At 38.2% G+C, this 26318-nt stretch carries 18 protein-coding genes; 12 read left to right on the plus strand and 6 right to left on the minus strand.

Annotated features, from left to right (window positions below; all coding sequences use genetic code 11):
- Positions 1–47 precede the first annotated feature (47 nt).
- The gene (locus HMAT_RS00900) at positions 48–1436 is read right to left on the minus strand and encodes an aminopeptidase P family protein (RefSeq protein ID WP_104380946.1); all 1389 of its coding nucleotides are present in this window, start codon (positions 1434–1436) and stop codon (positions 48–50) included.
- Positions 1437–1917: 481 nt separating this feature from the next.
- Between HMAT_RS00900 and HMAT_RS00905 the strand changes: the two genes are divergently transcribed.
- The 3 genes from HMAT_RS00905 to HMAT_RS00915 all read left to right on the plus strand — a co-directional run bounded on the left by HMAT_RS00905 (position 1918) and on the right by HMAT_RS00915 (position 7906).
- The gene (locus HMAT_RS00905) at positions 1918–2802 is read left to right on the plus strand and encodes an AraC family transcriptional regulator (protein WP_104380947.1); all 885 of its coding nucleotides are present in this window, start codon (positions 1918–1920) and stop codon (positions 2800–2802) included.
- A 321-nt stretch (positions 2803–3123) separates the two neighbouring features.
- Positions 3124–6351: a SusC/RagA family TonB-linked outer membrane protein gene (locus HMAT_RS00910; RefSeq protein WP_104380948.1), complete on the plus strand. Its 3228-nt coding sequence runs from the start codon at positions 3124–3126 to the stop codon at positions 6349–6351.
- 43 nt (positions 6352–6394) lie between these two features.
- Positions 6395–7906: a SusD/RagB family nutrient-binding outer membrane lipoprotein gene (locus HMAT_RS00915; protein ID WP_104383239.1), complete on the plus strand. Its 1512-nt coding sequence runs from the start codon at positions 6395–6397 to the stop codon at positions 7904–7906.
- A 484-nt stretch (positions 7907–8390) separates the two neighbouring features.
- On the opposite strand, the gene fabF is transcribed toward HMAT_RS00915, so the two are convergent.
- From fabF to HMAT_RS00930, 3 genes are all read right to left on the minus strand, one after another.
- Positions 8391–9629 (minus strand): beta-ketoacyl-ACP synthase II, encoded by a 1239-nt coding sequence (gene fabF / locus HMAT_RS00920; RefSeq protein ID WP_104380949.1) that lies wholly within the window; start codon positions 9627–9629, stop codon positions 8391–8393.
- A 60-nt stretch (positions 9630–9689) separates the two neighbouring features.
- Entirely contained in the window at positions 9690–10283 is a 594-nt protein-coding gene (locus HMAT_RS00925; protein WP_104380950.1) for a TetR/AcrR family transcriptional regulator, read from the minus strand.
- Positions 10284–10368: 85 nt separating this feature from the next.
- Complete coding sequence (locus tag HMAT_RS00930) at positions 10369–10995, minus strand: metalloregulator ArsR/SmtB family transcription factor (protein WP_104380951.1); 627 nt, start codon at positions 10993–10995, stop codon at positions 10369–10371.
- Positions 10996–11192: 197 nt separating this feature from the next.
- Between HMAT_RS00930 and HMAT_RS00935 the strand changes: the two genes are divergently transcribed.
- The 5 genes from HMAT_RS00935 (at position 11193) to HMAT_RS00955 (ending at position 15764) form a co-directional block, all read left to right on the plus strand.
- Positions 11193–11816: a superoxide dismutase gene (locus HMAT_RS00935; RefSeq protein WP_104383240.1), complete on the plus strand. Its 624-nt coding sequence runs from the start codon at positions 11193–11195 to the stop codon at positions 11814–11816.
- Between the two features lie 45 nt (positions 11817–11861).
- Positions 11862–12353: a DUF2480 family protein gene (locus HMAT_RS00940; protein WP_104380952.1), complete on the plus strand. Its 492-nt coding sequence runs from the start codon at positions 11862–11864 to the stop codon at positions 12351–12353.
- 6 nt (positions 12354–12359) lie between these two features.
- Positions 12360–12932, plus strand: a complete 573-nt coding sequence (locus HMAT_RS00945; RefSeq protein WP_104380953.1) for an NADPH-dependent FMN reductase — start codon at positions 12360–12362, stop codon at positions 12930–12932.
- A 275-nt stretch (positions 12933–13207) separates the two neighbouring features.
- On the plus strand, positions 13208–15127 hold the full coding sequence (locus HMAT_RS00950; protein WP_158655548.1) for a sensor histidine kinase: 1920 nt from the start codon (positions 13208–13210) through the stop codon (positions 15125–15127).
- A gap of 13 nt (positions 15128–15140) precedes the next feature.
- A complete protein-coding gene (locus HMAT_RS00955) occupies positions 15141–15764 on the plus strand; it encodes a response regulator transcription factor (RefSeq protein ID WP_104380955.1) in 624 nt (207 codons plus the stop codon).
- Positions 15765–15780: 16 nt separating this feature from the next.
- On the opposite strand, the gene cydB is transcribed toward HMAT_RS00955, so the two are convergent.
- Positions 15781–16857, minus strand: coding sequence for a cytochrome d ubiquinol oxidase subunit II (gene cydB, locus HMAT_RS00960; protein WP_104380956.1), 1077 nt, complete (start codon positions 16855–16857; stop codon positions 15781–15783).
- A 6-nt stretch (positions 16858–16863) separates the two neighbouring features.
- Positions 16864–18201 (minus strand): cytochrome ubiquinol oxidase subunit I, encoded by a 1338-nt coding sequence (locus HMAT_RS00965; protein ID WP_104380957.1) that lies wholly within the window; start codon positions 18199–18201, stop codon positions 16864–16866.
- Positions 18202–18449: 248 nt separating this feature from the next.
- On the opposite strand from HMAT_RS00965, the gene HMAT_RS00970 reads away from it, so the two are divergent.
- The 4 genes from HMAT_RS00970 to HMAT_RS00985 all read left to right on the plus strand — a co-directional run bounded on the left by HMAT_RS00970 (position 18450) and on the right by HMAT_RS00985 (position 26024).
- Positions 18450–19436 carry a hypothetical protein gene (locus HMAT_RS00970; protein ID WP_158655549.1) on the plus strand — a complete coding sequence of 329 codons (987 nt, stop codon included), beginning with the start codon at positions 18450–18452 and terminating at the stop codon, positions 19434–19436.
- A gap of 440 nt (positions 19437–19876) precedes the next feature.
- A complete protein-coding gene (locus tag HMAT_RS00975) occupies positions 19877–22972 on the plus strand; it encodes a TonB-dependent receptor (protein WP_104380959.1) in 3096 nt (1031 codons plus the stop codon).
- Between the two features lie 85 nt (positions 22973–23057).
- Positions 23058–24617: a RagB/SusD family nutrient uptake outer membrane protein gene (locus HMAT_RS00980; protein WP_199768511.1), complete on the plus strand. Its 1560-nt coding sequence runs from the start codon at positions 23058–23060 to the stop codon at positions 24615–24617.
- Positions 24618–24659: 42 nt separating this feature from the next.
- Positions 24660–26024 carry a sulfatase-like hydrolase/transferase gene (locus HMAT_RS00985; RefSeq protein WP_104380961.1) on the plus strand — a complete coding sequence of 455 codons (1365 nt, stop codon included), beginning with the start codon at positions 24660–24662 and terminating at the stop codon, positions 26022–26024.
- Positions 26025–26318: the final 294 nt, after the last annotated feature.

Below are 26318 nucleotides of genomic sequence, written 5' to 3' on the forward strand. Positions count from 1 at the left end.
GTCCGCTATTCAATGCACAGTGTTTCGCCATTTTGTTTCCCAATATGCTAATTGGGAGCATTGTCTTTAAGTTGATAGATTTCATTTAACTCACGCTCAAGGTATTTTCCCAGACGTTTCGTGCCATTTTCTTGAATAAGATAATTATCCTCGATACGGATACCGCCAAATTCGAGGTGTTTGTTCAAAAAATCATAATTGACAAAATCCCTGTGCAGACTTTGTTGCTCCCAAAGCTGTGTCAGCTTGGGGATGAGATAGATGCCAGGTTCAACGGTAAGTGTGTTGCCCGTTTCTAACTGCTTGCCCAGTCTTAAGGATTTAAGACCAAAAGTTTTCGTGTCTTTAGGTTCTGTCTCGGTATAGCCTACATATTGTTCGCCGAGATCTTCCATGTCATGGACGTCCAAACCGATGAGGTGGCCTAGTCCACATTGAAAGAATAAAGTATGTGCATGATTAACGACTGCATCTTGTGCATTACCTTTCATAAATCCAACTTGTATCAGACCCTCTACAAGCGCTTCACAGGCTTTTAAGTGGATATCTTTAAAGCGAGCGCCAACAGTTAATAAGCGTTCAGCAGATTTAAAAGCATATAAAACGATCTGATAAATTTCCTCCTGTAAAGACGTGAAGCGCCTGCCTACGGGAAAGGAACGCGTTAGGTCGGAGGCATATCCCAGTGATGTTTCAACACCCGAATCATTTAACAAAATGTCTCCCGCATGAACTTGATGAAATTGCATGTGGTTATGCAAAATTTCACCTCGTTTAGTAACGATAGGAGGATAAGAAAAAGACATGCCCTGATCTTGTGCGAAATGCTGCATGGCATTGCTGATTTCATACTCATAACGACCGGGGCTGGTCATCTGAATAGCAAGACGGTGCATATCCACGGCTACGTCCACAGCTTTCTCTAGTTCAATAATTTCCTCTGCTGATTTAATACTGCGTTGTGCGACTACGGCCTGAATTAAAGCGATAGATGGTTGAAATTGTTCAACCTGGCAACTGAGCAATTTCGTAAGCAATAATTTATTGTGTGATTGATAGGGAGGAAGGTAATGGATCGAATTTTTCTCACCTTTTTTTAGATAGTCAAAGAGTTGCCCAAGAGGAAGTACCTTATGAATACCTGACAGGGCGGCTTTTTCAGCCAGGGTCTGCTGTTGTCCCATCCAGACGATTTCATCGATGGTCATTTCATCGCCAAACAATACGGTTTCTCCAAGGTCAATATCGAGTACAGCGGCTAATTGAGGGCTTTGTATACCGATATAATATAAAAAACTGCTGTCTTGACGAAAAGGGTAAGTATTGTGTTCAAAATTGATCGGATTTTCAATATTGCCAAGCAACAAAATTTTACCTGAAATAAATTTTGCAGTGAGCTCGTTCCTGCGGGTAATATAGATTTCTTTTTTAAACATATTGGTGAAAATTAAGAAACGACGTATGATTAAGATTTAATATAGTATTATTCGCATGATATAATATACTAGCTAATATCGAAAAATTTAATCTTTTAGCCTCGAAGACTCTTCTTCAAGAACCGGTACTATGGTTAGTATTTTAATGTTGTTACAATTGCTTATTTTTGGTGATCTATACATGAAAACAAAATAATATTGGGATTTAATAAAGTTCCATGTTTCCAATGAATATTAGTTACCACAATTTATCAAAGTCTAATTGTATTTTAACCTTGTTTTTGTTAGATTTTAAGTTTTGATGTCCGATTTTATCAAATACGAAATGGAAAATTTATAGATTCGTAAATATTATCACATTGTTTACATATTTTGTTTTTGTTTTTTTCCGTATTGTGATAGATGTGTTTCCTTATTTCGTAGTTGTTATATTTATGTTAACTAAACAGTCGTAAATACGAACATAAACTTATGAAATCCTATGAAAACGCTCCAATTTAATGTGCCCAGTATGCAGGGCCAAAGTCTAACCGTACAAGAAGATATTTTAGAAACCTTTTACCCACACCTTCATAGACATCAAGAAGCACAGCTCATGTGGATAATTAAAGGACGAGGAATATTGATTGTTGAAGATACTTTGCATCCATTTAGAGAAAATGATATTTTCTTTTTGGGAGCAAATCAGCCGCATGTGTTTAAGTCCTCCTCTCAGGATGGTTTTTCAAATGAATCTCGTTCGATTTCGATATTTTTTGATCCGAATGGCAAGCTTAAGCTATTATTTTCTTTAGAGGAGTTTGAATCGTTAAATCAATTTGTTTACAGCAATTCCTGTGGTTTTAAAATTCCGGGTGAATATTTTCAGCAAATTTCAGAAAGAATTTTACAATTGAAATCTTCAGAACAGATGGATAAGCTGATGCATTTTTTCTATCTTTTGCGTTCTTTGGCAAATATATCGAGAGATACAGATCCGCTTTGTGCGGAGAGAAGTGAAGTAGCATTTGACGCAATTCATAGCTCAAATCGAATTAACCAAATCTGTAACCATATTAAAGAAAACTTTAAACATGATCTTAGCCTCGAGGATGTTGCGGATTATGCGAACCTCACACCGCAGGCATTTTGTCGGTATTTTAAGAAACATTGCGGTGTCACTTTTGTCTCTTATTTAAATCGAATACGGGTTAAAGAGGTTTGTAATCAATTGAATGAAGATCATTTAGACAGTGTTTCGTTTATTGCATACAGTTGCGGATTTAATAGCATTACGAATTTTAACCGCGTATTTAAACAGATTATTGGTTGTAATCCCAAAGAATATATTCAAAAATATAAGCAGACCCTGTATTCTGTTATTTGAAACGGTGTATTTTTATAGATTTTTATATTTTTTAAAGTATTTTATCTTTAAAATTTGATAATACAGTGTTTTTTTTGATATCATGTAATATCAGCTATAGAATTTTCTTTTATTTTGATGTTATATTTAAGATTTGCTGTGAATATATTTGAAATTCACTGTTTTTATATATTTATTTATTTTTTCGTTGGTATCATTTAACATCTATTGTTAATAATGGGGCAATACTTGTCAAGATTCGGTTAGTAATCAGGAAGTCGGGTTGATAACTTAGTTTATATAAAAAAAAGCACTATAAACTAAACATCTGAAACTAAACTTATGAACAGAAGAAGTATTGCACTACTAGCCGCAAGTGTGCTCGTGAGCTCGGCAGTATATGCACAAACAGTTTTGAAAGGGAAGGTGATCGACCAAGACGGGAAACCTATCCCTGGAGTTACAATCACACTTAGAGATGGAACCGGTACACAGACTGGGCAAAATGGAGAATTTACGATAAACTACAAACAGGCAGGGGTATTGAATGTTTCTGCGATTGGCTATGACCGTAAGGAAGTAAATCTAACGAATCAGACAACTATTCAGGTTACATTACAATCTGATGAACGGAGCTTGGATGAGGTTGTTGTAACAGCTATGGGGATTACTAGGGATAAAAAATCCTTAGGCTATGCTATCCAAGAAGTGAAAGCAAAAGATTTGACCGATGCCGGACAGCTTAATCTGACTAGTTCTCTTGCCGGGAAAATGGCTGGTGTACAAGTGAATCAATTTGGCGGTACGGTCGGGGCATCAGCTAGAATTTCCATTAGAGGAAATTCTTCTCTTCAAGCTGATCAACAGCCGTTGATTGTTGTTGACGGAGTGCCAATTTCCAATGACGTTCAGCGCTCAGGAGATAATACATATAATGGTGTCGATTATGGATCCGGAATAAATGATATCAACCCAGAAGATATTGAAAGTGTTACAGTCTTGAAGGGTGGATCTGCTGCTTTGTACGGTATGCGGGCGGGAAATGGAGTTCTTTTGATTACAACTAAGTCTGGGAAAAATGGGGCGGATGGTGTTTCCCTTTCTTATGATGGAAATTTCACTGTGGATAGAGCATTGACCATTCCAAAGTATCAAAACTTATATGGACAAGGTGGAGCTGGCGATGAATATCATTTCAAATTAGATGGAAAGGGAATGACTTATCAAGATTATGCGGTGAAAAATGCATTTTCATATTTCGACGGGACAGGAAATGATGGTGTGAACGATGGCGTCGACGAATCTTGGGGACCAAGAATGGATATTGGGTTGATGATACCACAATTTGATAGCCCTTTAGTTAATGGAGTGCGGCAATCTACCCCCTGGATATCACACAAAAATAATGTTAAGGAGTTTTTTCAAACGGGATACTCTCAAAATCATAATCTTTCTTTACTAGCGAAAAATGCGAGATCCACTACAAGAGCTTCACTTTCTTTTAGAGATCAAAAAGGAACAGTACCAAATACAGATCAAAAGCGATATTCCGCTCAAATTAATAACACATATAAAGTCTCAGACAAATTTGACTATGACATAACGACTAATTATACAAGAACACAAAGCAATAATTTAGTGAGTCAAGGATATGACGGAAATAATCCGATGAATAGTTTAATATGGTTTGGACGTCAAGTCGATATGAAAAGCTTGAAGAATAACTGGGATGAGAAGGATGCAAAAGGTGACTATACCTATTATAACTGGAATAAAAGTTATCACGTCAATCCTTTTTTTAATGTACATGAGAACACAAACTCCTATCAGCGAGATCGGATTTTTGGAAAGTCTTCCTTATACTATAAAGCTATGGAAGACCTGAAGTTCGAAGGACGTATCGGAATGGATTATTATAATTCCAAAATGTTTCAAAGGAATTTGTTTAATTATGACTACAAAAACGGGAGTTTTAGAGATATTCAAATCAGTAACACAGAACTAAACTTAGACTTCATTGCAACTTATACAAAAATTGTTGGTGATTTTAATATTCTTGCTACGGCAGGTGCTAATTATAGAGATGCACAATGGCAAAACTCTACAATTGGTGCAGACGCATTAACTGTTCCTGGAATTTATACGATAAGCAATAAACAAGGTGCAGCATATAATTTTATGGACCATAGTCATATACGTTCGAATTCTATTTATGGAAACGGCTCAATTGGATGGAAAGATCAAGTGTATTTAGATTTCAGTGCAAGAAACGATTGGTCTTCGACAATTACTAAATCTTTTTTTTATCCCTCATTTAGTTTAAGTTGGTTGCCGACAACTACTTTTGCCAACTTAAAAGGTGATGTTTTGTCTTTTTGGAAAATTAGGGCATCTTGGGCTGAAATCGGTAATGCGACAACAGCTTATCGAAATCGAGCATATTATTTGGCCCAAACAAATTCTTTTAACGATGTAGCTCAGATTTATAAGTCGATGGTATTTCCAAATGAAAATTTAGAACCTGAAAAAATCCGTACGTGGGAAGTAGGAACTGAAGTGGGGCTTTTTAAGGAGCGTTTGCATGCCGACCTTTTGTATTATTATAAATCTTCTAGAAACCAAATATTACCAGTGTCAACCTCAAATGTTATTGGTTTCAATCAAATGATTTTAAATGCTGGGGAAATTGAAAGTAAAGGTGTTGAATTGCAACTAAGAGGCGATATTCTAAAGAGTGAAGATGGTTTTAATTGGACAACTACGATCAACTTTTCAAAGGAGCGAAGTAAAATTATTGAACTCTATCCTGAATTGAATGTTACTAGTTATCGATTAGGGTGGACATGGGGGATTTCCACTGCTGCAAATGCTGGGGAAAAATGGGGTGTACTATTGGGGCCTGGATATGATCGGGTGACAGACGGTCCAATGAAAGGGGCTATCAAAGTTACAGAAGATGGACTTCTAGCCGGCGTAGACAATCAAGTTATTGGTAATATTACACCTGATTTCTTAGCGAGTATGCGTAATGATTTCAGATACAAAGGTTTTAGTTTTGGCTTTATGCTGGATTTTAGAAAGGGAGGAGATATTTGGTCACAGACGATGTCACATGGATACGCTACGGGAATAGCATCAGTTACAGCAGAAAATGGAATTCGTGAGAGAGCAATTATTGCAGGAAAAGATGTTATGCCAAATGAGAGATTTGCGATGCAAAATGATAAAGGAGAATGGGTCGAAAATACGATTGAAACAAATGCGCAAGACTGGTTCAAAAACGCAATTGCACCAATGGCAGTCTTTGATGGCTCATTTCTTAAGTTAAGAGAAGCTCACATAACTTATAATATTCCTAAGGAATTTTATTCGAGATGGAAAGGAATAAAAAGAGCTAATATTACTTTGATAGGTTCAAATTTGGCGCTATTATGGGTGCATAAGTCCAATACAATGCGTTTGGATCCAGAGACTGGAGGGGTTTCTAGTGACAGCCGAGGAGTAGGTTTTGAACAAGCTTCTGTTCCTACGTCTCGTAGCATTGGTTTGAAATTAGGTGTAACATTTTAAGTTGTATTATTCCTTTTCAGGAATTTTTATCGGAACGAAAGATATGAAAAGCTTTTATAAAAATATATCAATATGTGCTACATTACTAACATTCGTAGTATCGGGTTGCACAAAAAACTTTGAAAAAATAAATACGGATCCAGATGCTCTGACTGATGGCCCTCCATTAAATATGTTAGTTAATGTCATTAGAAATACAGGAGAACAATTTGGAGGGGATGTCGATGGATATGGAACATTTGCAGGTTATATCGTGAAAATTCAATATATGGATTTTATGAGCGGGTTGGTACCAACAAATAATTCGTATGGAAATAGGTGGTATGCATGTTATTATAATAATGCTCAATTGAATTATTTATTAGAACAGACAGCGCCTGAACCGCAAAAATATAAAAATGTTAGATCCGTTGCCCGTATTTGGCAGAACTACATGTGGTCATATTTGTTAGATGGTTGGGGAGATATTCCTTATACAGATGCTTTGAAAGGGTTACCTGAAAAAGGGTCAGTTTTGACAGCAAAATATGATAAACAAGAAGATGTCTATCCTGCTGTTTTAAAGAGTTTAAAAGAAATTGCAGATGACATGGCCGAAGGTGTAGGTGAAGACGATATTAGATCTGGTGATTTTATCTATGGTTCGAAAAACTTTAAAGATATTTCCATTAAAGATGAAATGCTGAGGTGGCAAAAATTCTGTAATTCTTTACGTTTAAGAATTGCGATGCGTATTTCAGGAGTTTCATCTAGTCTGGCCAAAGCCACTATTGAAGAAATAGCGGGTGATAAAGGGAAATATCCAGTATTGGAGACCAACGATGAAAACTGTTATTTAAGATGGCCAGGTTCAAAACCTTATTTTGAACCTTGGTATAGCTCTGGAGTTGACGGCAATCGAATCAATAATTGGGGAATTTCAGATATCTTTATTGATCATTTGGCAAGTATGGATGATCCTCGATTAGCGGTCATTGCAACAAAGAATAATGAAGGGAAATATGTTGGATTTCCAAATGGCGCTAGTAAGGGACCTGAAAAAACTACCTCAGTTTCTTGGATTGGGAATAAATATATTCAGGATCCGGTAGGCTTTACTCCTTTCTACAAATCCTGCGAAACTTATTATATACTCTCAGAGGCAGCAATGCTAGGATATAATGTCGGAATTACTGCCGAAAGTGCGTATACACGGGCTGTGCATTTGTCTATGGAAGACAATGGGGTTGCAGGTGCAGATATTACAAAATATTTGGAAGGTAAAGGAAAATGGAACGATACTAAAGAACGAATTTGGTGGGATATGTGGGTAGCTCTATTTAAGGCTAATTTCGAAGCATGGTCACTATATCGACGGACAGGAATTCCTCTAACCAATTATCCTTCACTAAATTCGATTTTTGGTAAAAAACATAACGATCAACCTTGGAGACTACCTTATCCAAACAATGAATATCTCTATAATAAAGAAAATACTGAAGCTGCAGCGAGCTCAGTAGTTGATTATGTTTGGGGTAAACAATTGTGGTGGGACACAAGAAAAGGAAAATTTTAGTTTCATATGTTTATTTTCATACAGCGGGGTAGTGTGAGTTGCCTCGCTGTTTTGTTGAAATCAATTTGTGAGAATTTTTATCGTGAATCTGTTGAATTAAAATAATAGCAGTGTAAAATAATAAAACTAATAGATTGTCCCCTTCTTAAGTCTCTTAACAAAAAAAGAACTTTTACATCCACTTTAGTATAAATAATTTAATCTCCAATGGAAGCAGAGGCGCGCCCTCAAATTTATAACAGAATAGTGTTTCATAGAACTGAAAATTTTTGGAACGCTGTGGTCTTCTTTAGATTAAATTTTTGTATTTATTAACGTTAAAACTTGATAACATTAAGCTTGTCGATAATTAAGAATTTAATGGCATAAAAAAAGGTTTTCAAACGGGGAGAATGAAAACCTTAAATAACCAATTATAAACCTAAATTATGATACTACAAAGGTAGTGTCTTTAATACACTTTGTCAAGTCTTTTTTTAAAATATTAAATCTTTTTAAAGAGAATGCTTGAATTGTGTCCACCAAAACCGAAGGCATTGCTCATTGCTGTGTGGACTTCCTTTTCCAACGGTTGGTTTACAACAATATTGATTCCATTGGGGATTGTAGGGTCTATATTTTCGATGTTTATAGTTGCAGGAATTACATTGTTGTTTATGGATTTTATCGCAATAATCGCTTCAATTGCACCTGCAGCGCCTAGCAGGTGACCGGTCATTGACTTGGTCGAACTGACCCAGAGGTTGCTGGATTTACCAAATGCGAGTTGCATCGCCTTCAGTTCTGCAATATCACCGACGGGAGTAGAAGTAGCATGAAGATTTAAGTAATCCAATTGATCACTGTTTATTTGGGCTTCTTCTAGAGCAAGTGACATTGCTTTTGCTGCGCCTATGCCTTCTGGGTGAGGCGAAGTCATGTGATAGGCATCAGCAGTCATGGATGCGCCGGCAAGCTCAGCATAGATTTTTGCACCTCTTTTCTTGGCATGCTCATATTCCTCCAGTATCAGCGCCCCGGCGCCTTCTCCCATGACGAACCCATCCCGATCTCGATCAAATGGTCTACTTGCTGTTTTAGGATCATCATGCCTGCCCGACATTGCTTTCATTGCAGAGAAACCACCTACTGAGGCAGGAGTAATGGGAGCTTCCGATCCGCCGCTAATAAAGACTTTTGCCTTTCCTAACCGAATATAATTGAACGCATCCATGAAAGCTGTATTGGAGGTTGCACAGGCAGATACAGTTGTATAATTGATGCCCTTCAAACCGAATTTCATTGATATCATTCCCGAAGCCATATTAACAATAAGCCTTGGGACGAAAAAAGGGCTGAATCGAGGGATATAATTACCTGTTACATAGTTTTCAACTTCATTTTCGAATGTTTCCATTCCCCCTTGTCCAACACCCCAAATAACACCAATATCGAATGGATCCAATGTATTCGGATCCAAACCGGAGTCTTCTAAAGCTTGCGATGCGCTATATAAGGCATATTGTGTAAATAGATCACTTCTCTTGATCTCATTTCGATCGAGGTATTTTTCCGGTTGAAAGTTTTTGATTTCGCTCGCGATTTGCGTCCGAAATAAAGACGCGTCAAAGCGGCTGATGATAGCTGTACGGTTTTCACCGCGTAAAATATTATCCCAAAATGTATCAATATTATCTCCTAATGGGTTGATTGTCCCCATGCCGGTAATTACAACTCTTTTCATTTTTATGATATTCAAATTAATATTTCAATATACCGATTGGTATCTGTGTTTTTAAAAAAATTAAATTTTGATTTCCCGATCTACCATTTCTTTCATATTATCCAATACAATAGCTAAATCTTTACCGCGTCCTGAAATTTTTGAAAGTAAAATACCACCTTCGATCATGGCCATGAAGGTAACGGCAAAATGTTCAGCAGAAATATGCTGTTTAAACTCACCAGCCTTAACACCTTCTTCCAATATCGAAATCAATCGTTGCCTCCAAAGTGTAAATGATCGCCTGACTTTGGGAGTCAAAAAAGGCAAGGAGTCATCAGCCTCGATCGCAGCATTCATTAACGGACAGCCGCCCGAAGCCGCGATATTTTTGAAATTTTCTTTGTAGAAATCAAAAAAAGCAAAGAGTTTCTTTAAGGCCGTCTTTTGTTGGGTTATCTGTTGATCTACTCCATCAGCTATTTTTTTACTTTGATAACTATAAACATGAAGTGCTAGGTCATCTTTGTCTTTAAAATTACCATATATGCTGCCTTTTGTTAAACCTGTTGCAGTAGTGATGTCGGAAAGGGAAGTCGCAAAATAGCCCTTTTTGTTAAAAATAGGGGCTGTTCTTTCAATGATAAATTGTCGGGTCTGTTCTGCTTTTGACATGATCTCGCTGTGCTTTGATTGCAAATATAAAAAATACTTTTTGGTATATTATTAATTTATTTGGACGCTGCCTAAAAAAGTTACGCTATTTTCTTTCTCTAATACGATAAGTGCAACGTGCAGCATCTTCGATAATATACTCAATTCTGTCAATTGTATAGGATGGTCCGATAAGCTGTTGAAAATTGTGAAGCTCCGAACGGCAAAAACCTTGACATTCTGTTGCAGCAGCACATATGGGACAGTGATTCTCAATGAAAAGGTAAGAGTCGGCCTCTTTTTTCCATTCCGCCATATATCCCTCTTCTGTTCGCTTCATTGCCATAATATCAAGTTTATTCTCAAGCGTTTCAATACCAGATAACGCATTGTTATACCGCTGATATACTTTTGACTCTCGATCAGTAATCAATAAATCCAGCGCATTCTCGCCAAGCAGTTGTTTAATGGATTGAAGCAGTTGGACCGTAATATCAGCGTGACTATCCGGAAATTTTGAAAGTCCCAGTGCTGAAAGACAATAGTAGGTCGACGGTCGGCCGATCCCCTCGCTTCTAGCATAGGATTCAATAAGCCCTTGATTGGCAAGGTTGAGCAGGTGCTTGCGAGCGCCTTCTTTCGTGATCAACAGCTCCGTGGCAACCAGGGCGGCAGTAACTTCGCCCCTCATTTTTAATAACATCAATATTCTATCTGCAGGTGTTTTTTGCATTTGACAATTAAAAAGTTGTTTTAATGTTTCTGGACAAAGATACTACTTTTTCTATATGTTGTCATAATGATCCTTGTATAAGCTGTCTGCAGTACACAACTGATTTTATGATCTTAATAAAACAACTAATAAGTTGTTTTATTAAGATCTATTATTTAGCTTTGACTTATTCTAAAAACAATAAAATTCAAAATATCATGAACAAATTTCAATTACCAGATTTACCTTATCCTTATGGAGCGCTTGAACCTTATTTTGATCAGGAAACAATGTCTATTCATCACCAGAAACATCATCAAGCCTATATTGATAATCTAAATAAAGCACTGGATACAACGTCCGAAAGTGCTGAATTGGAAGACCTCCTGGCGCAGGTGAGTCTGTATAGCCCTGCTATTCGGAACAATGCTGGCGGTCATTACAATCATTCTTTGTTCTGGGAAATCTTATCTCCAACCCCAAAAACGGTACCTACTGGAAGGCTGGCCAAAGAAATAGATGGGATTTTTGGTTCTTTGGATGAGTTGAAAATAAGGATAAAAAATGCAGGGCTTGGACAATTTGGCTCTGGATGGTCTTGGCTTTACGTTAAGTACAATGGTACATTGGACGTGGTTGCTACACCAAATCAAGACAATCCCTTAATGGACACTCAATTGATGAGCAGAGGAGTACCAATTTTAGGCATTGATGTATGGGAACATGCCTACTACTTGAAATATCAGAATAAAAGAGCGGACTATTTAGACGCTTTTTGGTCTATTCTGGATTGGTCCGTAGTCGAAAAGAAATACGAAGAGACCATCGGTAAATTAATTTAATCGGTTTAAACTTCCATCAAACCGGGATGATAATTACATAAAGATATGTTTGTAAATAAGGTTGAAAATTCGGGGATATTGGCGTTTGACCTCATTGATTTCAAAAATAGAGTTGAAATTGTAGAATTTGACATCAAAATACTCTTTTACCAAGAAATGATTGTTCGTGAAAAGGATTTTAAGGCTGCCCTAGCTGCGTTGGACCTAAAACCCTTTACCGGTAAGGCAGTCGCATTTACTTGTTCCGTCGATGCAATTGTTCCACCTTGGGTATATATGGCTTTAGCCGAAAAGTTCCATGCTATTGTAGCATATTATAATTTTAAAAGTGTGGAAACAATGGAACTGGAATTATGGACACAGCATTTGAATCATGCAGACCTTTCCTTGTATCAGGATCAAAAAGTTGTTATAAGGGCGCGACCAAATATGCCCGAATCACTTTATATATTGGCTACTTCACGTTTAATTCCGATTGTCAAAACATTGATGTACGGAGAAATCGGAATGCCAAAGGTTATTTTTAAAAGAACATAAAAAATAATGAAAGCATTAATATTTAATGGAGCCTTGGAGCGGAGGCCGGAATCTACTTCGGGTGTATTATCTGATTATTTCGCTGAACAACTGAATCAGCTTGGGATAGCGAACAGCGTGTTTAATCTGGCGGATAGTGGCATTCCACTTTTTGATAGTAGTCTTAGCAGAATTCCAAATAGTGTAAGGATTATGAATAATCTTTTTTTAGAGGCAGATGTACATTTTTGGTTATCTCCTTTATATCACGGAAGTATCCCCGGTGTAATGAAAAACTGTTTGGATTGGTTGGAGATAAGTGCAAAAAATAGTCCGGCATATCTTACGGACAAAAATATTGGGCTGGTTTGCTGGGCAGATGGAGTGCAGGCTTTACAAGGGATCAACGCAATGGATACGATAGCAAAATCATTACGGGCATGGACCCTGCCTTTTAGCGTGCCTATTGTTAAAAGTGGACTATTTGAAGCCTCTAGTTCAAGGACGCTGTCTTCAACGTATAAACGTAAATTAGATCTGTTGATCAATATCGCGACAACTAGAGCCGCAGTGTTTGAAATACAGTTGGGACGTTCATAAAAAATTTTCTTTCATAAAAGCAGTTTAGATATATTGCTAGACAGGACAATATAAAGCACCTTGATCGCGATCAAAGTGCTTTATTTGTTTTTAAAATTGCTTAGTTTTGAAGGACCATGTGTTGAAGAGTTCGTGTCCACCGAATTTTCCAGCATTACACATTGAACGAGGCGCATCTCATTAAAAATGCAATAAACTGTTTCATATTATATAAAGTATCTGATTAAATGAGATTACAATGTCGGGTTTTGTTAAAATTAATAATATGTTGTGCAATGCATTTTGCTGCACAGACGACGAATGCGCAAGGATTTCTGCCCTTAAATGAAGAAAAATATCGCACTGATGCCGAAATGTTATTGAAATCAACTTCGGATGACAGCGTAAAAGCACTACAGTACTTTTATTTGGCGGATTACTACAGGTTTCGTGATACCGTGAAATTCTGGGAAAATATGCGGCAGGGGGAGCAGATGGCTAAACCATTTAAAAGCCTCCAGGCCATGGAAGCACTTTATAAAAGCTTCTTCTATGGCCAATTTTTAGATAGTAAGCGTGCAGGGATTGAAGCTCAAAAATGCGTGGATATCCTGGGGAATGCCAAGCAGCCCTTTCAGCAGGAGCTCTTAGCCAAAGCTTGGTACAACCTGGGCTTAATTCGATTTCCGAAAAAAGGGTTTGCTGATTTTTTGGATATACTCAACGGTAGATGTATGCCATATGCCAAAGCACACGATCCCCTCATGGAAGGAGCAATAAATACGATGATCGGTATGACCTTTATGTCATCCAATCAATTGGCAAAAGCAGATGAGTATCATCAGATGGCGATCAAACAGCTTGAACAGCAACCCGCGAGCACCGCGCTACTGGTAGCCTATTTAAATGCCGTTAGTACATATTGTTATCAGGTAAAATCAAAGGAAGCTCGATTACTATTGGACAAAGTTAAATTCCTCTTAGGTAAGAATCCAAACTCTTCTCAGCTACCCAATTACTATTACAATGAAGCGCTCTATTTTACGACAAAACAACAGACAGATGAAGCGTTACGTATGCTGGATATTGGTTTGGACTGGTCGAAGAAAATGAACAATTGGAAATTCTACCAGATGATGCTGTTTAGAAAGTTTAATGTCTATTTGATGCAAAAAAAATATGCTGAAGCGAAACGACCATTGGAGGAGATTATAAAAAACGGATTGTTGACACGTGATCTTTACAATAGTAAAATTGTTTATAGCCAATTGGCTGCGGTCAATGAATTGATGGGGGATTATAAAGAAGCACTTATGATGTCTAATGTGGCGAGTAAGCTATCTGATAGTATACAGAAGGTACAGCTTTTGGAGAAGATGAACGAAATGGAAGCTAAATACAAAACCGTAGAAAAAGAAAAATTGATTTTAAATCTACGTGCAGAAAAAGATCGCAATCAATTAAAGATCTTTCTTGTTTTAGGTATTGCTATATTACTTTTCATCGTTGTTTTATTTGTCACCTTTTCCTATAAAAAACAACGGAGACTGAATGGACAGATCCAGATAAATCATGAGATTGCTTTAGAGAAATTGGCAAAGGAAAAGCAGTTGCAAATTTCCGAGTCCATGCTCAAAGCTGAAGAGCAGGAACGGCAGCGTATCGCACAGGATTTGCACGATAGTATTGGCGGAATGCTGACAGGGTTGAAGTTTAAGGTCGCTGGAGAGCACACTGGCGCATTCAATTTGACGGATGAATTACCTCACAAACTGAATGATATTTTGGGCGAAGTTCGACGGATATCGCATAATTTGATGCCTGAGTCATTACGGCAATTTGGTCTGATAGCAGCATTGGAACAATTGTGTCTTTCGATGAGAAATAAAAAGGTTCAGATCCAATTTGAGAATTATGAGGATGAAGTACGCCTGGACTTTCAAAAAGGGTTAGCAATATATCGGATTGTCCAGGAGGCGATCTCAAACGCATTGAAATATGCAGATGCAGATCTCATTATTGTCCAGGTAAGTAGATCACAGGGAATATTGCAGGTTTTGATAGAAGATAATGGAAAAGGATTTGATTCGTCCGCGGCAAATTATGGAATGGGATTAAATAACATGGTAAAAAGAATTCAATGGATCAATGGATCTATTGATATACAGAGCAAAATTGGATCTGGCACCCAAATTGAAATAAGAGTAAGTGTTTAGTTAAAACTAATGTATGAAAATTATTGCCATATTGGATGACCATCCTTTATTATTGGAAGGCGTAACGTCCTTTCTCAATAACCAAAAGGGGTATAAAGTATATTCATTTTTGGAGGAAGTATTATTGATCGAATTCTTGGATAGGACAAAAGTAGATCTGGTGCTTATGGATATGCAGCTGTTGAATACCAGTGGATTGGAAGTCTGTCTACAGGTGAAGAAGCTGTTTTCCAGCATTCCGGTCATTGCACTGAGTAATCTGGCAGATCGTAATCTTATTTTTCAGTTTATGCGAAATGGAGGAAATGGTTATATATTAAAAGATGTGTCCAATGAAGAATTCCTTCGTTGTGTCCAGCTTGGATTAAATGGAAAAGAAGCGCTCTGCGATAGCGCGAGGGCACTGTATGTTGGGGCAATATCTTCGATGGAATCTCTTCCTCGTTTAACACAAAGGGAAAAGGAGATTTTAATTATGATATCCAATGGCCATACCAGCAATCAGATTGCAGAGAAGCTGTTTTTAAGCCCCGCTACGGTAGAAACACATCGACGCAACCTCTTAACAAAATTTAAGGTGAAAAATATGGTCGAATTGGTGCAACTCGCCTTAAAGTACAAATTATTAGGTCTTTAAGATGTTATATATTATTTTAATGTTCACCGTAGCCTACATCATCTAATTTTCCTTTAAAGACCCGAAATTGGATGATAAAATAAGCGACTACCAAAATTGCTGCAAAGATAAACCATCCTAAACCTACAGCTAACCCATATTCATGTGCTGCAGCATTCTGTATGGTCAGCGATGGGTTTATGGTATTGGTGGAAGGAAGTAAGGTAGGAAACATGGAGGCTACTGTCGTCGCAAAACTTCCTACTATAAATAGCGATGAGAAGAGGAAACCGACGCCATCTTTTTTGAATGTTCTGACCCAAAACTGTCCAAGCAAGCCAACAGTTGCGATCAGTGGGAAGATCCAGAGCCAATAATGATTTTGCAAATTATTCAGGGATATCGGTTTTACATAATGCCAGACATAAGCCGATAGGAGGACCAATACAAGCAATACGAAATTTAGTTTAAATATGATATTTTTAAGCCGTTGGTTTAAAGTACTGGATGTTTTTAATATGACCCATCCAGCACCATGGATTGTCAGCGTTACGACTGCGACTAAACCTAATATCACTGTAAACCAGTCAATAATACCTTGATGTTCGGCCAGAGGATCAAAGGTGGGATTCCAGAGTGCTAGAAAGAAATAATGCGGTTCCTGAGTAGACACGCCATTTTCGACCATGCCGAGGTTAACTCCGCGGACCACATTGCCTAAAGCGGCTCCAAAAAAAAGCGCAAGAAGTAGGCTCGCCAGACCAAAAGCTTTGTCCCATAAGGCCTCCCAAAGCCTATGATGCACTTGGCCTCTCAGTTCAAGGCTTATTGCCCTAAAGATCAGTAACCATAATACCAGCATGAGAGGGAGGTAGAATCCACTAAAAGATGAGGCATAAAGTGTGGGGAAAGCAAAGAATAAAACTCCACCAGATGCGATCAGCCAAACCTCGTTGGCATCCCAAAATGGACCGATTGCATTTGTTACTGCCTTCTTCTCCTGTTCGGTCTTTGCAAAAAATAAATGTACAATTCCCGCTCCAAAATCATAACCGTCGAGAACTACGTAGATAGCCAACATGAAAGTTAATACAATAAACCAGAATATTTCCATGACAAATTAATTTAAAGCAATATGAGGCTCCGGGCCTTTTCTAATAATTTTCAGTACCAGCATCAAGAATAATAAACCCAAAAGGATATACAGTCCGACAAATCCCAGTAAGGTGAACAAAGTATTACCTGAGGATACCGTAGGCGATACGCCATCAACCATACGCATCAGGTTATATACCAGCCATGGCTGCCGTCCAAGTTCGGAAGTATACCAACCTGCTGTATTGGCGATATAAGGAAAAGGAATCATAAACATAATAATCCATAGTAACCATTTGGTTTGATACAATTTATTTCGCCAAAGCAAGAAACTGCCCAATACCATTATTCCGATGAATATTGTACCTAGACCTACCATGATGTGATAGCTATAATACAGTCCGGGGACATTTGTGGGATGTAATGAGTCGTCGAACTCGTTTAGTCCTTTTATTTCAGCATCCCAGCGTTGATAGGTAAGAAAACTTAGGACATTTGGGACAGCTATTTTATTGTCAAGTTTTTTGTTTTCCATATCAGGTTGGCCGATTAGGATAATCTCAGATCCGCCCTTCTCTGTTTTAAAGATACCTTCCATGGCTGCAAATGCAGCAGGTTGGTATTTAACCACATTTTTGGCGGCAAGGTCGCCTGTTGGGAATGCAAGTATAACGGATGAAATGGCGCCAAAGATAACGCCGCTTTTTACGAATATCTTTCCAAATTTGCTATGCCTGTCGCTTAGGAGATAGAAAGCTCCGATGGAGGCAACAAAAAAAGAACTTGTCACCAGGGATGCCGCTTGATTATGGAGATAAGACGGCCATAACCAAGGGTTGCTAAACAATGAACTAAAGTTGTTAAGTACAAACTTTCCATTTTCAAGAATTTCATAACCCACAGGATGCTGCATCCAGGAATGCGTCGCAATTATCAGAAATCCACTTGCCCAGGAGCCAATGAATACCATCAAACCTGAAAGAAAGTGAAGTTTGTGACCAAGTAATTTTTCTCCAAAGAGAAACATTCCCAAAAAAGAGGATTCCAGGAAAAATGAAAACATCCCTTCCATTGCCAAGGTTTGCCCAATAATTCCACCGGTAAGCTCAGAGAATTTTGCCCAATTCGTTCCGAACTGAAATTCCATAGGAATGCCGGTCACCACACCCATTGTAAAATTGAGTGCAAAGATCTTCATCCAGAATTTTGAAGCATTGTTGTAATCTTCATTATGAGTTTGTAGAAATTTCCATTTGAAATAGACGATCATTAATGATAATCCCATGGTCAATTGGGGAAATAAATAGTGGAATGTGATTGTAAAGGCAAATTGAAGCCGATTATAAAGAATCATGTCTTCCATGGATCCGAAGTTTTGGTTAATGACATTTAAATATAACCATTTTTTCCTCGTGCAGGCCTCTTAATTCGCTTTATTTTTTTTAAAAACGCAATATTGTCGAATAAATTAACTGGTGTTATCTTGTGTCTATAAAAAAAAACAGATCAGCAATCGATCGGATAAAATTGCCTTTCTAGTAAGTCTGTTTTTTTGTGTTATCTTCGTCCAAATAATGGAAAATAGCGAAAGGGACGAGGAACATGGGAGACATGAAAAAAGCAGTAATTTTAATGGGTATTTTGCTGATACCTATACTTTTTATTGTACTCAACAATAAGGACAGGGGAAAAATTGCGAAGGATAATATCATATTTCGGGATAAACTATCCGACTATGGATTGTTTAAAGGAAAAATAGCCGATCTTGTACCTAATGACCAAGGTATTTCTTACGAATTAGCTTCTGCATTATTTACGGATTATGCTGACAAAAAACGTGTTATTTTCCTTCCAAAAGGTAAGAAAATTGTGGCATCAGACGATGGATTACCAAATTTTCCGGACGGTACCATTATCGCTAAAACTTTTTTCTACCCACAGCGGGGTACTCCGCAAAACTCAAAATCAGTATTGTTGGAAACGCGTCTCCTGATTAACGAGAAAGGGCAATGGAATGTAGCGACCTATCAATGGAATTCGACTCAAAATGAAGCCTTTTTATTAGCTGACAGCGCAGCGGTACCCGTTTTATTTTTAGATGGTAAAAGCATAAAAAGGCAGACAAATTATATCATTCCTTCCCGCACGGATTGTATTGCCTGTCACCGCCAGGGAGATCGCATACTGCCTATAGGTCCCAAGATCAGAAATTTAAATCGGGTCGTCTTTCGGGACAATGATACAATTCAACAGTTGGAATATTTGAAAGGTAAAGGTGTAATAGATATTCCATCATGGTCCAAGCTAAGTTCGTTGCCAGACGATCAGGACCATAATCAAACTACCGAACAAAGAGCAAGGGCTTACTTGGAGGTGAATTGTGCACATTGCCATAATCCGAGGGGAACCGCCTATATGACTATGCTGGATCTTAGATTTGAAAGTCCGGTAACCGAAACTGGAATCTGGCTCAAACAAGCCAAAATTATTGGACGAATGTCGGTATTAGGTGAGATGCATATGCCTCAAAAAGGAACGACTATGCTTCATGAGGAGGGCGTAATACTAATTAAGGACTATCTTAAGTCGCTCAAATAATTGACCAATGACTTTTTAAGCGAGTGATAATTAGTGCTTACGGGTGTGTTTTGCTCATTGCAAATCGGATTTTATTTGTATTTTAATAAAATCTATAGGATTGGTAGATTTTATTAAAATATCTTTTATATTTGTGAGAGACAACAAAGATGCTAAGTACAAAAAAATGGTGTCTTTTTGTCCGAATAAAATTTTAATGCATTATGAACTATATCAACATTAGTAAAATCACATTCCTTATGAGTATTGCAGTAAAGTCTTTAATGGCTAAATCCCCTTTTGTAAGACAAATGCGAATGTGTATTATAGGATAAATTTCCCTTATCTTTTCTCAAATTGACAGTAGGGGAGGCGCTCGCTTCCCCGAATGTCTTCAAAATAGAAACAAGTTTTCGATTGGCGTTGGCACTTGTTAGTATTCACGATTAACTTTTTTACCTATGAAAAATTTTAGGGTACTACGGTATTCTACATTGACTTTTTGTTTAGGTTTGTCTTGTCTTGGACAATATACCTATGCACAAATTGAACCTAAACCCATTATTAACGCTTCATTATCTGGTTATATTTACGACAGTCAGAGCAAATTGGCACTCGAAGATGTAACGGTTCAACTTGAAACTGTTACACATCGTGTTAAAACGGATCAAAAAGGATTTTTTCAATTCGTTACAGGGCAAAAATTACCACTTTCAATCATTTTATCCCGTGTTGGTTACAAGAAAAAGACTATATCTGTATCTCAATCCCCTGCTATAATCGAGCTCGAACCTATCTCCCAAGATCTGGATGAAGTAATTATCGTTGGTTATGGAACACAAAAGAAGTTTTCTTTAACGAATTCGATCGCTAGTATTGATGGTGAACGATTGACCAAACGCCCAGTTTCTAATACACAACAAGCACTTCAGGGAATATTGCCTGGTGTAACAGTACAAGATTTAGGAGGCAAGCCGGGACAATCTGCTGCAAATATTCGAATTCGTGGATTGACTACCTTTAACACCAATTCAAGCAGTACCAGTGGTTATGATCTCAGTAAAAACAATGCTTTAGTCATTGTGGATGGGATAGAACAACCTTGGTCTAAGCTCAATCCCAATGACATTGCATCAATTTCTGTTTTAAAAGATGCATCTTCGACAGCAATATATGGCTCCCGTGCAACAAATGGCGTTATTATTGTAACGACCAAGAGTGCAAAGTCCGGTCAGGTTGTTATTGATTACAATGGGTACTATACCCTGCAAAAATCGATCAATCGACCTCGACAAATGGATGCACTTTCGTATCTTCAATTGCAGCAGGATGCTTATCGTAATGCCGGATTGGCTATACCAGTAAGATTTACCGATGAATCTATCGAAAGCTATCGTAATACAACAGATCGTGAAAAATACCCATTGCCGAATACATGGTTTGAAACCTTACTGAAAACAGCACCCCAACAAGATCATTCTTTATCATTTTCAGGCGGTAACGAAGTATTAAAGTCGAGACTGGCGGCGCGTTATAACAAGCAGAATGGTATCATCGATAATTATGGTGCAGAGCTGGCTGATATTCGACTGAATAATGATTACAAAGCAACCTCCTGGCTCAACTTTAACGGAAATATTAATTATCGTTACAGTAAGGCCTATGAACCGGGACGTGATCCAATTAATAACTTTTTTCACGGTTCAATGTGGGCAGTTCCCAAATACGATGATGGAACTTATGGACTTAGCACACAGGGAAATAATCCATTGATGTTGATTGAAAAAAGCGGTTATAAAAAAGTAACTGAAAATTATTTAAGCTCGATAGTAAAAGCAGATGTTAAGCTATGGGAAAATTTAGTTTTTACCTCTCAATTCGGAGCTCGCCTGAATTTTAGCAGCACAAAGACTTTTTTAAATGCCTTCGAAAACAAGGACAAGAATACGGGAATCGTGAAAAGTTTTCCAATAAATTCGTTAACCGAGCTCCGGGACAATAGCAGTGAGTATACCTGGAATAATTTGCTTACCTATCAGTTGACAAACGGTTCACATCATATTAAAGCACTTGCCGGATATTCGCAGATCCACAATTACCAAACCAATCTAACAGCATATCGTGAACGATTTTACAACAATGACATCACTTCCATTGGACAAGGGGCAGATGACGCGACCAAAAATAATAGTGGATACGACGTACAATATGGCCTGCGCTCTTTTTTCGGCCGGGTGAACTATGACTGGAATGGTCGATATCTAGTCGAATTTAATGGTCGATATGATGGCTCTTCCCGGTTTACCGGCGATAAACAATACGGTTTTTTCCCTTCTGCTTCAGCGGGATGGCTTCTGTCTAATGAACAATTTTGGTCACCAATAAAAAACTGGATTAATGAGTTTAAACTACGTGCTTCTTGGGGTAAAACTGGTAATCAATCTGTCGATCTATATAGTTACTATTCGGCATTGGTAGCGGCAGGTTATAATTTCGGAGGTAAATCGGTGCAAGGTTATCGATTGGATAGCTACGCAAATCAACAACTTGGCTGGGAATCTACGCGTCAGTATGATCTGGGACTAGATGCTTCACTCTTAAACAATAGATTGACCTTCACCTTAGATTACTACAATAAAGTGACTGATGATATCTTGTTAAATTTAGATATTCCAGCTGTGCTAGGCTTAAAACCTTCCCCCCAGAATGCAGGAACCGTACTTAACCGTGGTTGGGAATTTGCTGTAAATTATCAGAAGAGACCATCGCGTCCTGGTGCTTTCACTTATCAGTTAAACGCTAACTTGAGTATCAACCATAATGAAGTCACTGATTTGAAAGGGACAGGACCATATATCGCTGGCTCCGATATTGATCCGAGATATATTATTGCAACGGGGCTACCGATCAATACACTGTGGGGATACAGAACAGAAGGACTCTTTCAGTCTGCTGAGGAGATAAAAGCTTATGGCGCAACCTATGCAACAAACACGCAACCTGGTGATGTGAAATATGTGGATCTCAATGGAGACGGTGTAATTAATGCAGATGATATGACAGCCATTGGAAACTCCTTTCCAAAATATACTTTTGGAGTGAACGGGGGTGTCGCCTTCAAAAACTTTGATCTTGATATACTATTCCAAGGTGCAGCGAAAATTGATACTCGACTTTCGGGTGCGTTAGCTGAAATGGGAAATCAAGAGGGATTTACCCATGAAATTTATACCGCTAATTATTGGACACCAACACATACCGATGCACGTTTTCCACGTGTGGTTAAATATGATCTCCGAAATGTGGCGACTGCTGACCGATTGGTGGTCAATGGCTCTTATCTCCGTTTAAAAAATATACAATTAGGGTATACCATTCCATTGGAGAAGATAGGGAAGGTAAACATCAGTAAACTGCGTGTCTATTTATCCGCGACTAACTTACTGACCTTTTCCAAACTGAATGAATGGAATTTAGATCCAGAGGCTGAATCAGGAAGGGCTGTTTATTATCCCCAGACTGGACTGTACACCTTCGGTGTTAATTTGACCCTTTAGACGGTCTTTTGTTTTATTTTTAAATTGAAGAGTAATGAATTTTTATAACTATTTACATCAAAAAAGAAACCTTTTTTTTGGTTTGATGATTCTATCTTTTGTAACGGCCGGATGTGACAAGGATCTGCTGGATGCCATACCTACGGATCGACTTTCGGAAAATATATTTTGGAAAAGTCAAACAGATGCAGAATTAGCTGTCAATGCATTGTACAATGATCTTGATGGTGCAGAAATCTTCTATTTGGATGCATTAACAGATATTGCACATGTCAATCAACCTTTTGCAGTCGACGCTTATATCGAACAGGGCACTTATGATGCATCAAGTTCGCGAGTGTATAATACCTGGAATAGTGCATACAAAGGTATTGGTGCTGCAAATTATTTCTTGGCAAACGTGAATAGAATTGAGGGGAGTAAAAATGAAGCATTAATTGCTCGCTATATTGGTGAAGCTCGTGTATTAAGGGCCTATCAATATATTAAATTGGCCTATTTATTCGGTAAAGTTCCCTTGGTGAAAACACCACTTACGTTACAAGAAGGAAGGGAAGTGCGACAAGCAGAACTTACTGAAATATATGATTTTATTGATGAAGAACTGGAGCAAGCTGCCGCGAGTTTACCTAATATTTATACGGGCAATGATATGGGGAGGATAACGCGTTGGACAGCCTTAGGCTTGAAGGCACGTGCGGCCCTCTATGCTGGACGTTTTGCTGTCGCGGCCAATGCGGCCAAGTTAATTATTGATAGTCATCAGTTTGAATTGTACCCATCCTATGCGACACTTTTCTCCTATTCAGCGGAAAATAATAAAGAAGTTCTTTTAGATAAGCAATTTTTGGAAAATATATACACTCAAAATGTTTTTACTCAATTGGCACCTTACAGTCAGCAAAATGGGCAAAGCACCTATGTGCCCACCAAAGCATTGATCGATAGCTATACGACTGCTAGCGGGCACCTGATTACTGATGCTACTAGTGGGTATGATCTCAAAAATCCGTATAAAAATCGCGATCATAGACTTTATTACTCCATTTTTTTAGATGGCGATCAACTCCCTAATGGTGCGATTTTCCGCCCGGCTCCCAACAGCGGAACAGCAGATGCAGTCGGAAGTACTTATATCGCCTCTACAACAGGTTTTAATATCAAAAAATATATTGATAAAAAGGATTTTTCCAATCCTTCTAAAAGTGGTTTGAATATTATATTATTACGCTATGCGGAAGTGTTGCTGACTTTTGCGGAGGCTAAAATTGAAATTGGACAGATTGATGAAAGTGTATATGCTGCAATTAATCAGGTCAGAAATACACGGGATGATGTAAAACTACCAAATGTAAATACAATAGGAGACAAGGACCAGCTTCGTCAGCTTGTACGTCGCGAGCGTACTGTGGAACTCGCTTTCGAAGGATTGCACCTTGCGGACATCAGAAGATGGAAAACAGCTGAAAAAGTAGTTCCAGGTAAAGTATATGGAATTACTTATCTAAATAACAAGGGTGAAACTGTTATCGTTGAAGCGGCATCAGAACGGCGTGTTTTCGATCCGCAAAAACATTACCTATGGCCAATTCCTCAACGTGAAATGAATCTAAATTCTAATTTACGACAAAATCCAAATTGGTAATTTCTTATATTGCATCAATGTTTCCAATTAAATAATGCTATCATGATCCGGTATACCAAACTATTCATGGCAATGACCATGTTTCTCTTCGCTACAGTTGTTAATGCACAAAATAAGAAGCCCAATATAATCCTGATTCTTACAGATGATTTAGGCTATAGTGACCTCGGCTGTTATGGAAGTCCGAATATTTCAACCCCTTTTTTGGATTCTATTGCCAGTAAAGGTGTGCGGGCAACAAACTTTATGGTGTCAACGCCCTCTTGTACCCCTTCGCGAGCATCTTTGTTGACCGGACGATATGCTTCCCGTTATAATCTACCGGCACCAATTGGACCAGGGTCAAATCTCGGACTACCGGATGAAGAAGAAACCATTGGCGAGCTTCTAAAAAAGGTAGGTTATCGGACAGCTCTGATCGGTAAGTGGCATCTTGGCGATAAACAGGCCTATCATCATCCCAATAAGCAAGGATTCGATTTTTTTTATGGAATGTTGTATAGCCATGATTATCGTGATCCCTATGTAAAAACAGATTCAGTCATAAAAATTTTTAGAAATAGGAAGCCAGAGGTTGTAGCACCTGATGATTCGGATTTAAGTGCGTTATATCATAAGGAAACGGTTAGTTTTATAGAAAATCAAGATAAAGATCATCCTTTCTTTTTATATTATGCGCATAATTTTCCGCATTTACCATTGGCCTTTGCCAACAATAAGAATAAGTTTGCTGATCAGCAGAATGCAGGCCCTTTGGGCGCAGTCATGCGTGAGTTAGATCATAATTTTGGCGAGCTTTGGAAGACCGTAGAGAAAAAAGGATTGGCGGAAAATACGATTTTGATTTTCTCGAGTGATAACGGTCCCTGGATTGCATATCCTTCACGGATGTCGGACGACCATGTGACCAAAAACTGGCATGTAGGCACAGCCGGTGTATTTAAAGGGTCGAAAGCTGAAACTACTGAAGGTGGGGTTCGTGTTCCATTCATCGTGTACGGAAAAGGATATGCACAAGAAGGTAAGGTAATTAGACAGGCGATCAGTAATTTAGATGTGCTGCCTACGATAGCAAAATGGACAGGGGCCCCTCTTCCAAAAAAGTCCATCGATGGCCAGGCTATTGATGCTTTACTAAATGGTAAAACGGAAGATTTAAAAACACCACATCGCCCGATATTCTTGGTAAACTACGGTCATGTGGAAGCTGTCCGATCGGGAGATTGGAAATATAGGCGTATACCTGCTGGTGTTAACCAGATATCTGGGAAACCATACGACGCGGTAGAAGAATTACATAATATTGCTTGGGATCCGAGCGAAAGAACGAATATAATTGTAGATTATCCCGAGAAAGCAGCAGAATTACGTTTACTGTTTGAAAGCTTTGATGGGAATATGAAATAATAAAGGGATTGGCGATATACGCTAACGGCACTAATCTCACTGGATGGGGTATTGTGGCTATTTTGAAACTTTCCTACTTGTTTTTATTTGGTTATTTATAGATGCTGGTACTTAACTTATGACCAAGTTAACACTATTTTCATCCTTAAAACCCAATTGGTAGGTACTTTATAAGGTATTAACAGGGGGTTAATAGGGGTTTATCCCTGTTATACCCCTGTTAACCCCCTGCTATCTCCCTGTTAATCCCCTATTAATCATGAGGATGGTGTTAATCAATAGTTAATTTGTGCT

It is taken from the genome of Sphingobacterium sp. HMA12 (genome assembly GCF_002933815.1).
Classification (GTDB): domain Bacteria; phylum Bacteroidota; class Bacteroidia; order Sphingobacteriales; family Sphingobacteriaceae; genus Sphingobacterium.

Bases quoted from the DNA above. Each gene is read 5' to 3' on its own strand.
- HMAT_RS00900 (WP_104380946.1), bottom strand. From the start codon at position 1,436: ATGTTTAAAAAAGAAATCTATATTACCCGCAGGAACGAGCTCACTGCA.
- HMAT_RS00905 (WP_104380947.1), top strand. From the start codon at position 1,918: ATGAAAACGCTCCAATTTAATGTGCCCAGTATGCAGGGCCAAAGTCTA.
- HMAT_RS00910 (WP_104380948.1), top strand. From the start codon at position 3,124: ATGAACAGAAGAAGTATTGCACTACTAGCCGCAAGTGTGCTCGTGAGC.
- HMAT_RS00915 (WP_104383239.1), top strand. From the start codon at position 6,395: ATGAAAAGCTTTTATAAAAATATATCAATATGTGCTACATTACTAACA.
- fabF (WP_104380949.1), bottom strand. From the start codon at position 9,629: ATGAAAAGAGTTGTAATTACCGGCATGGGGACAATCAACCCATTAGGA.
- HMAT_RS00925 (WP_104380950.1), bottom strand. From the start codon at position 10,283: ATGTCAAAAGCAGAACAGACCCGACAATTTATCATTGAAAGAACAGCC.
- HMAT_RS00930 (WP_104380951.1), bottom strand. From the start codon at position 10,995: ATGCAAAAAACACCTGCAGATAGAATATTGATGTTATTAAAAATGAGG.
- HMAT_RS00935 (WP_104383240.1), top strand. From the start codon at position 11,193: ATGAACAAATTTCAATTACCAGATTTACCTTATCCTTATGGAGCGCTT.
- HMAT_RS00940 (WP_104380952.1), top strand. From the start codon at position 11,862: ATGTTTGTAAATAAGGTTGAAAATTCGGGGATATTGGCGTTTGACCTC.
- HMAT_RS00945 (WP_104380953.1), top strand. From the start codon at position 12,360: ATGAAAGCATTAATATTTAATGGAGCCTTGGAGCGGAGGCCGGAATCT.
- HMAT_RS00950 (WP_158655548.1), top strand. From the start codon at position 13,208: ATGCATTTTGCTGCACAGACGACGAATGCGCAAGGATTTCTGCCCTTA.
- HMAT_RS00955 (WP_104380955.1), top strand. From the start codon at position 15,141: ATGAAAATTATTGCCATATTGGATGACCATCCTTTATTATTGGAAGGC.
- cydB (WP_104380956.1), bottom strand. From the start codon at position 16,857: ATGGAAATATTCTGGTTTATTGTATTAACTTTCATGTTGGCTATCTAC.
- HMAT_RS00965 (WP_104380957.1), bottom strand. From the start codon at position 18,201: ATGGAAGACATGATTCTTTATAATCGGCTTCAATTTGCCTTTACAATC.
- HMAT_RS00970 (WP_158655549.1), top strand. From the start codon at position 18,450: ATGAAAAAAGCAGTAATTTTAATGGGTATTTTGCTGATACCTATACTT.
- HMAT_RS00975 (WP_104380959.1), top strand. From the start codon at position 19,877: ATGAAAAATTTTAGGGTACTACGGTATTCTACATTGACTTTTTGTTTA.
- HMAT_RS00980 (WP_199768511.1), top strand. From the start codon at position 23,058: ATGATTCTATCTTTTGTAACGGCCGGATGTGACAAGGATCTGCTGGAT.
- HMAT_RS00985 (WP_104380961.1), top strand. From the start codon at position 24,660: ATGATCCGGTATACCAAACTATTCATGGCAATGACCATGTTTCTCTTC.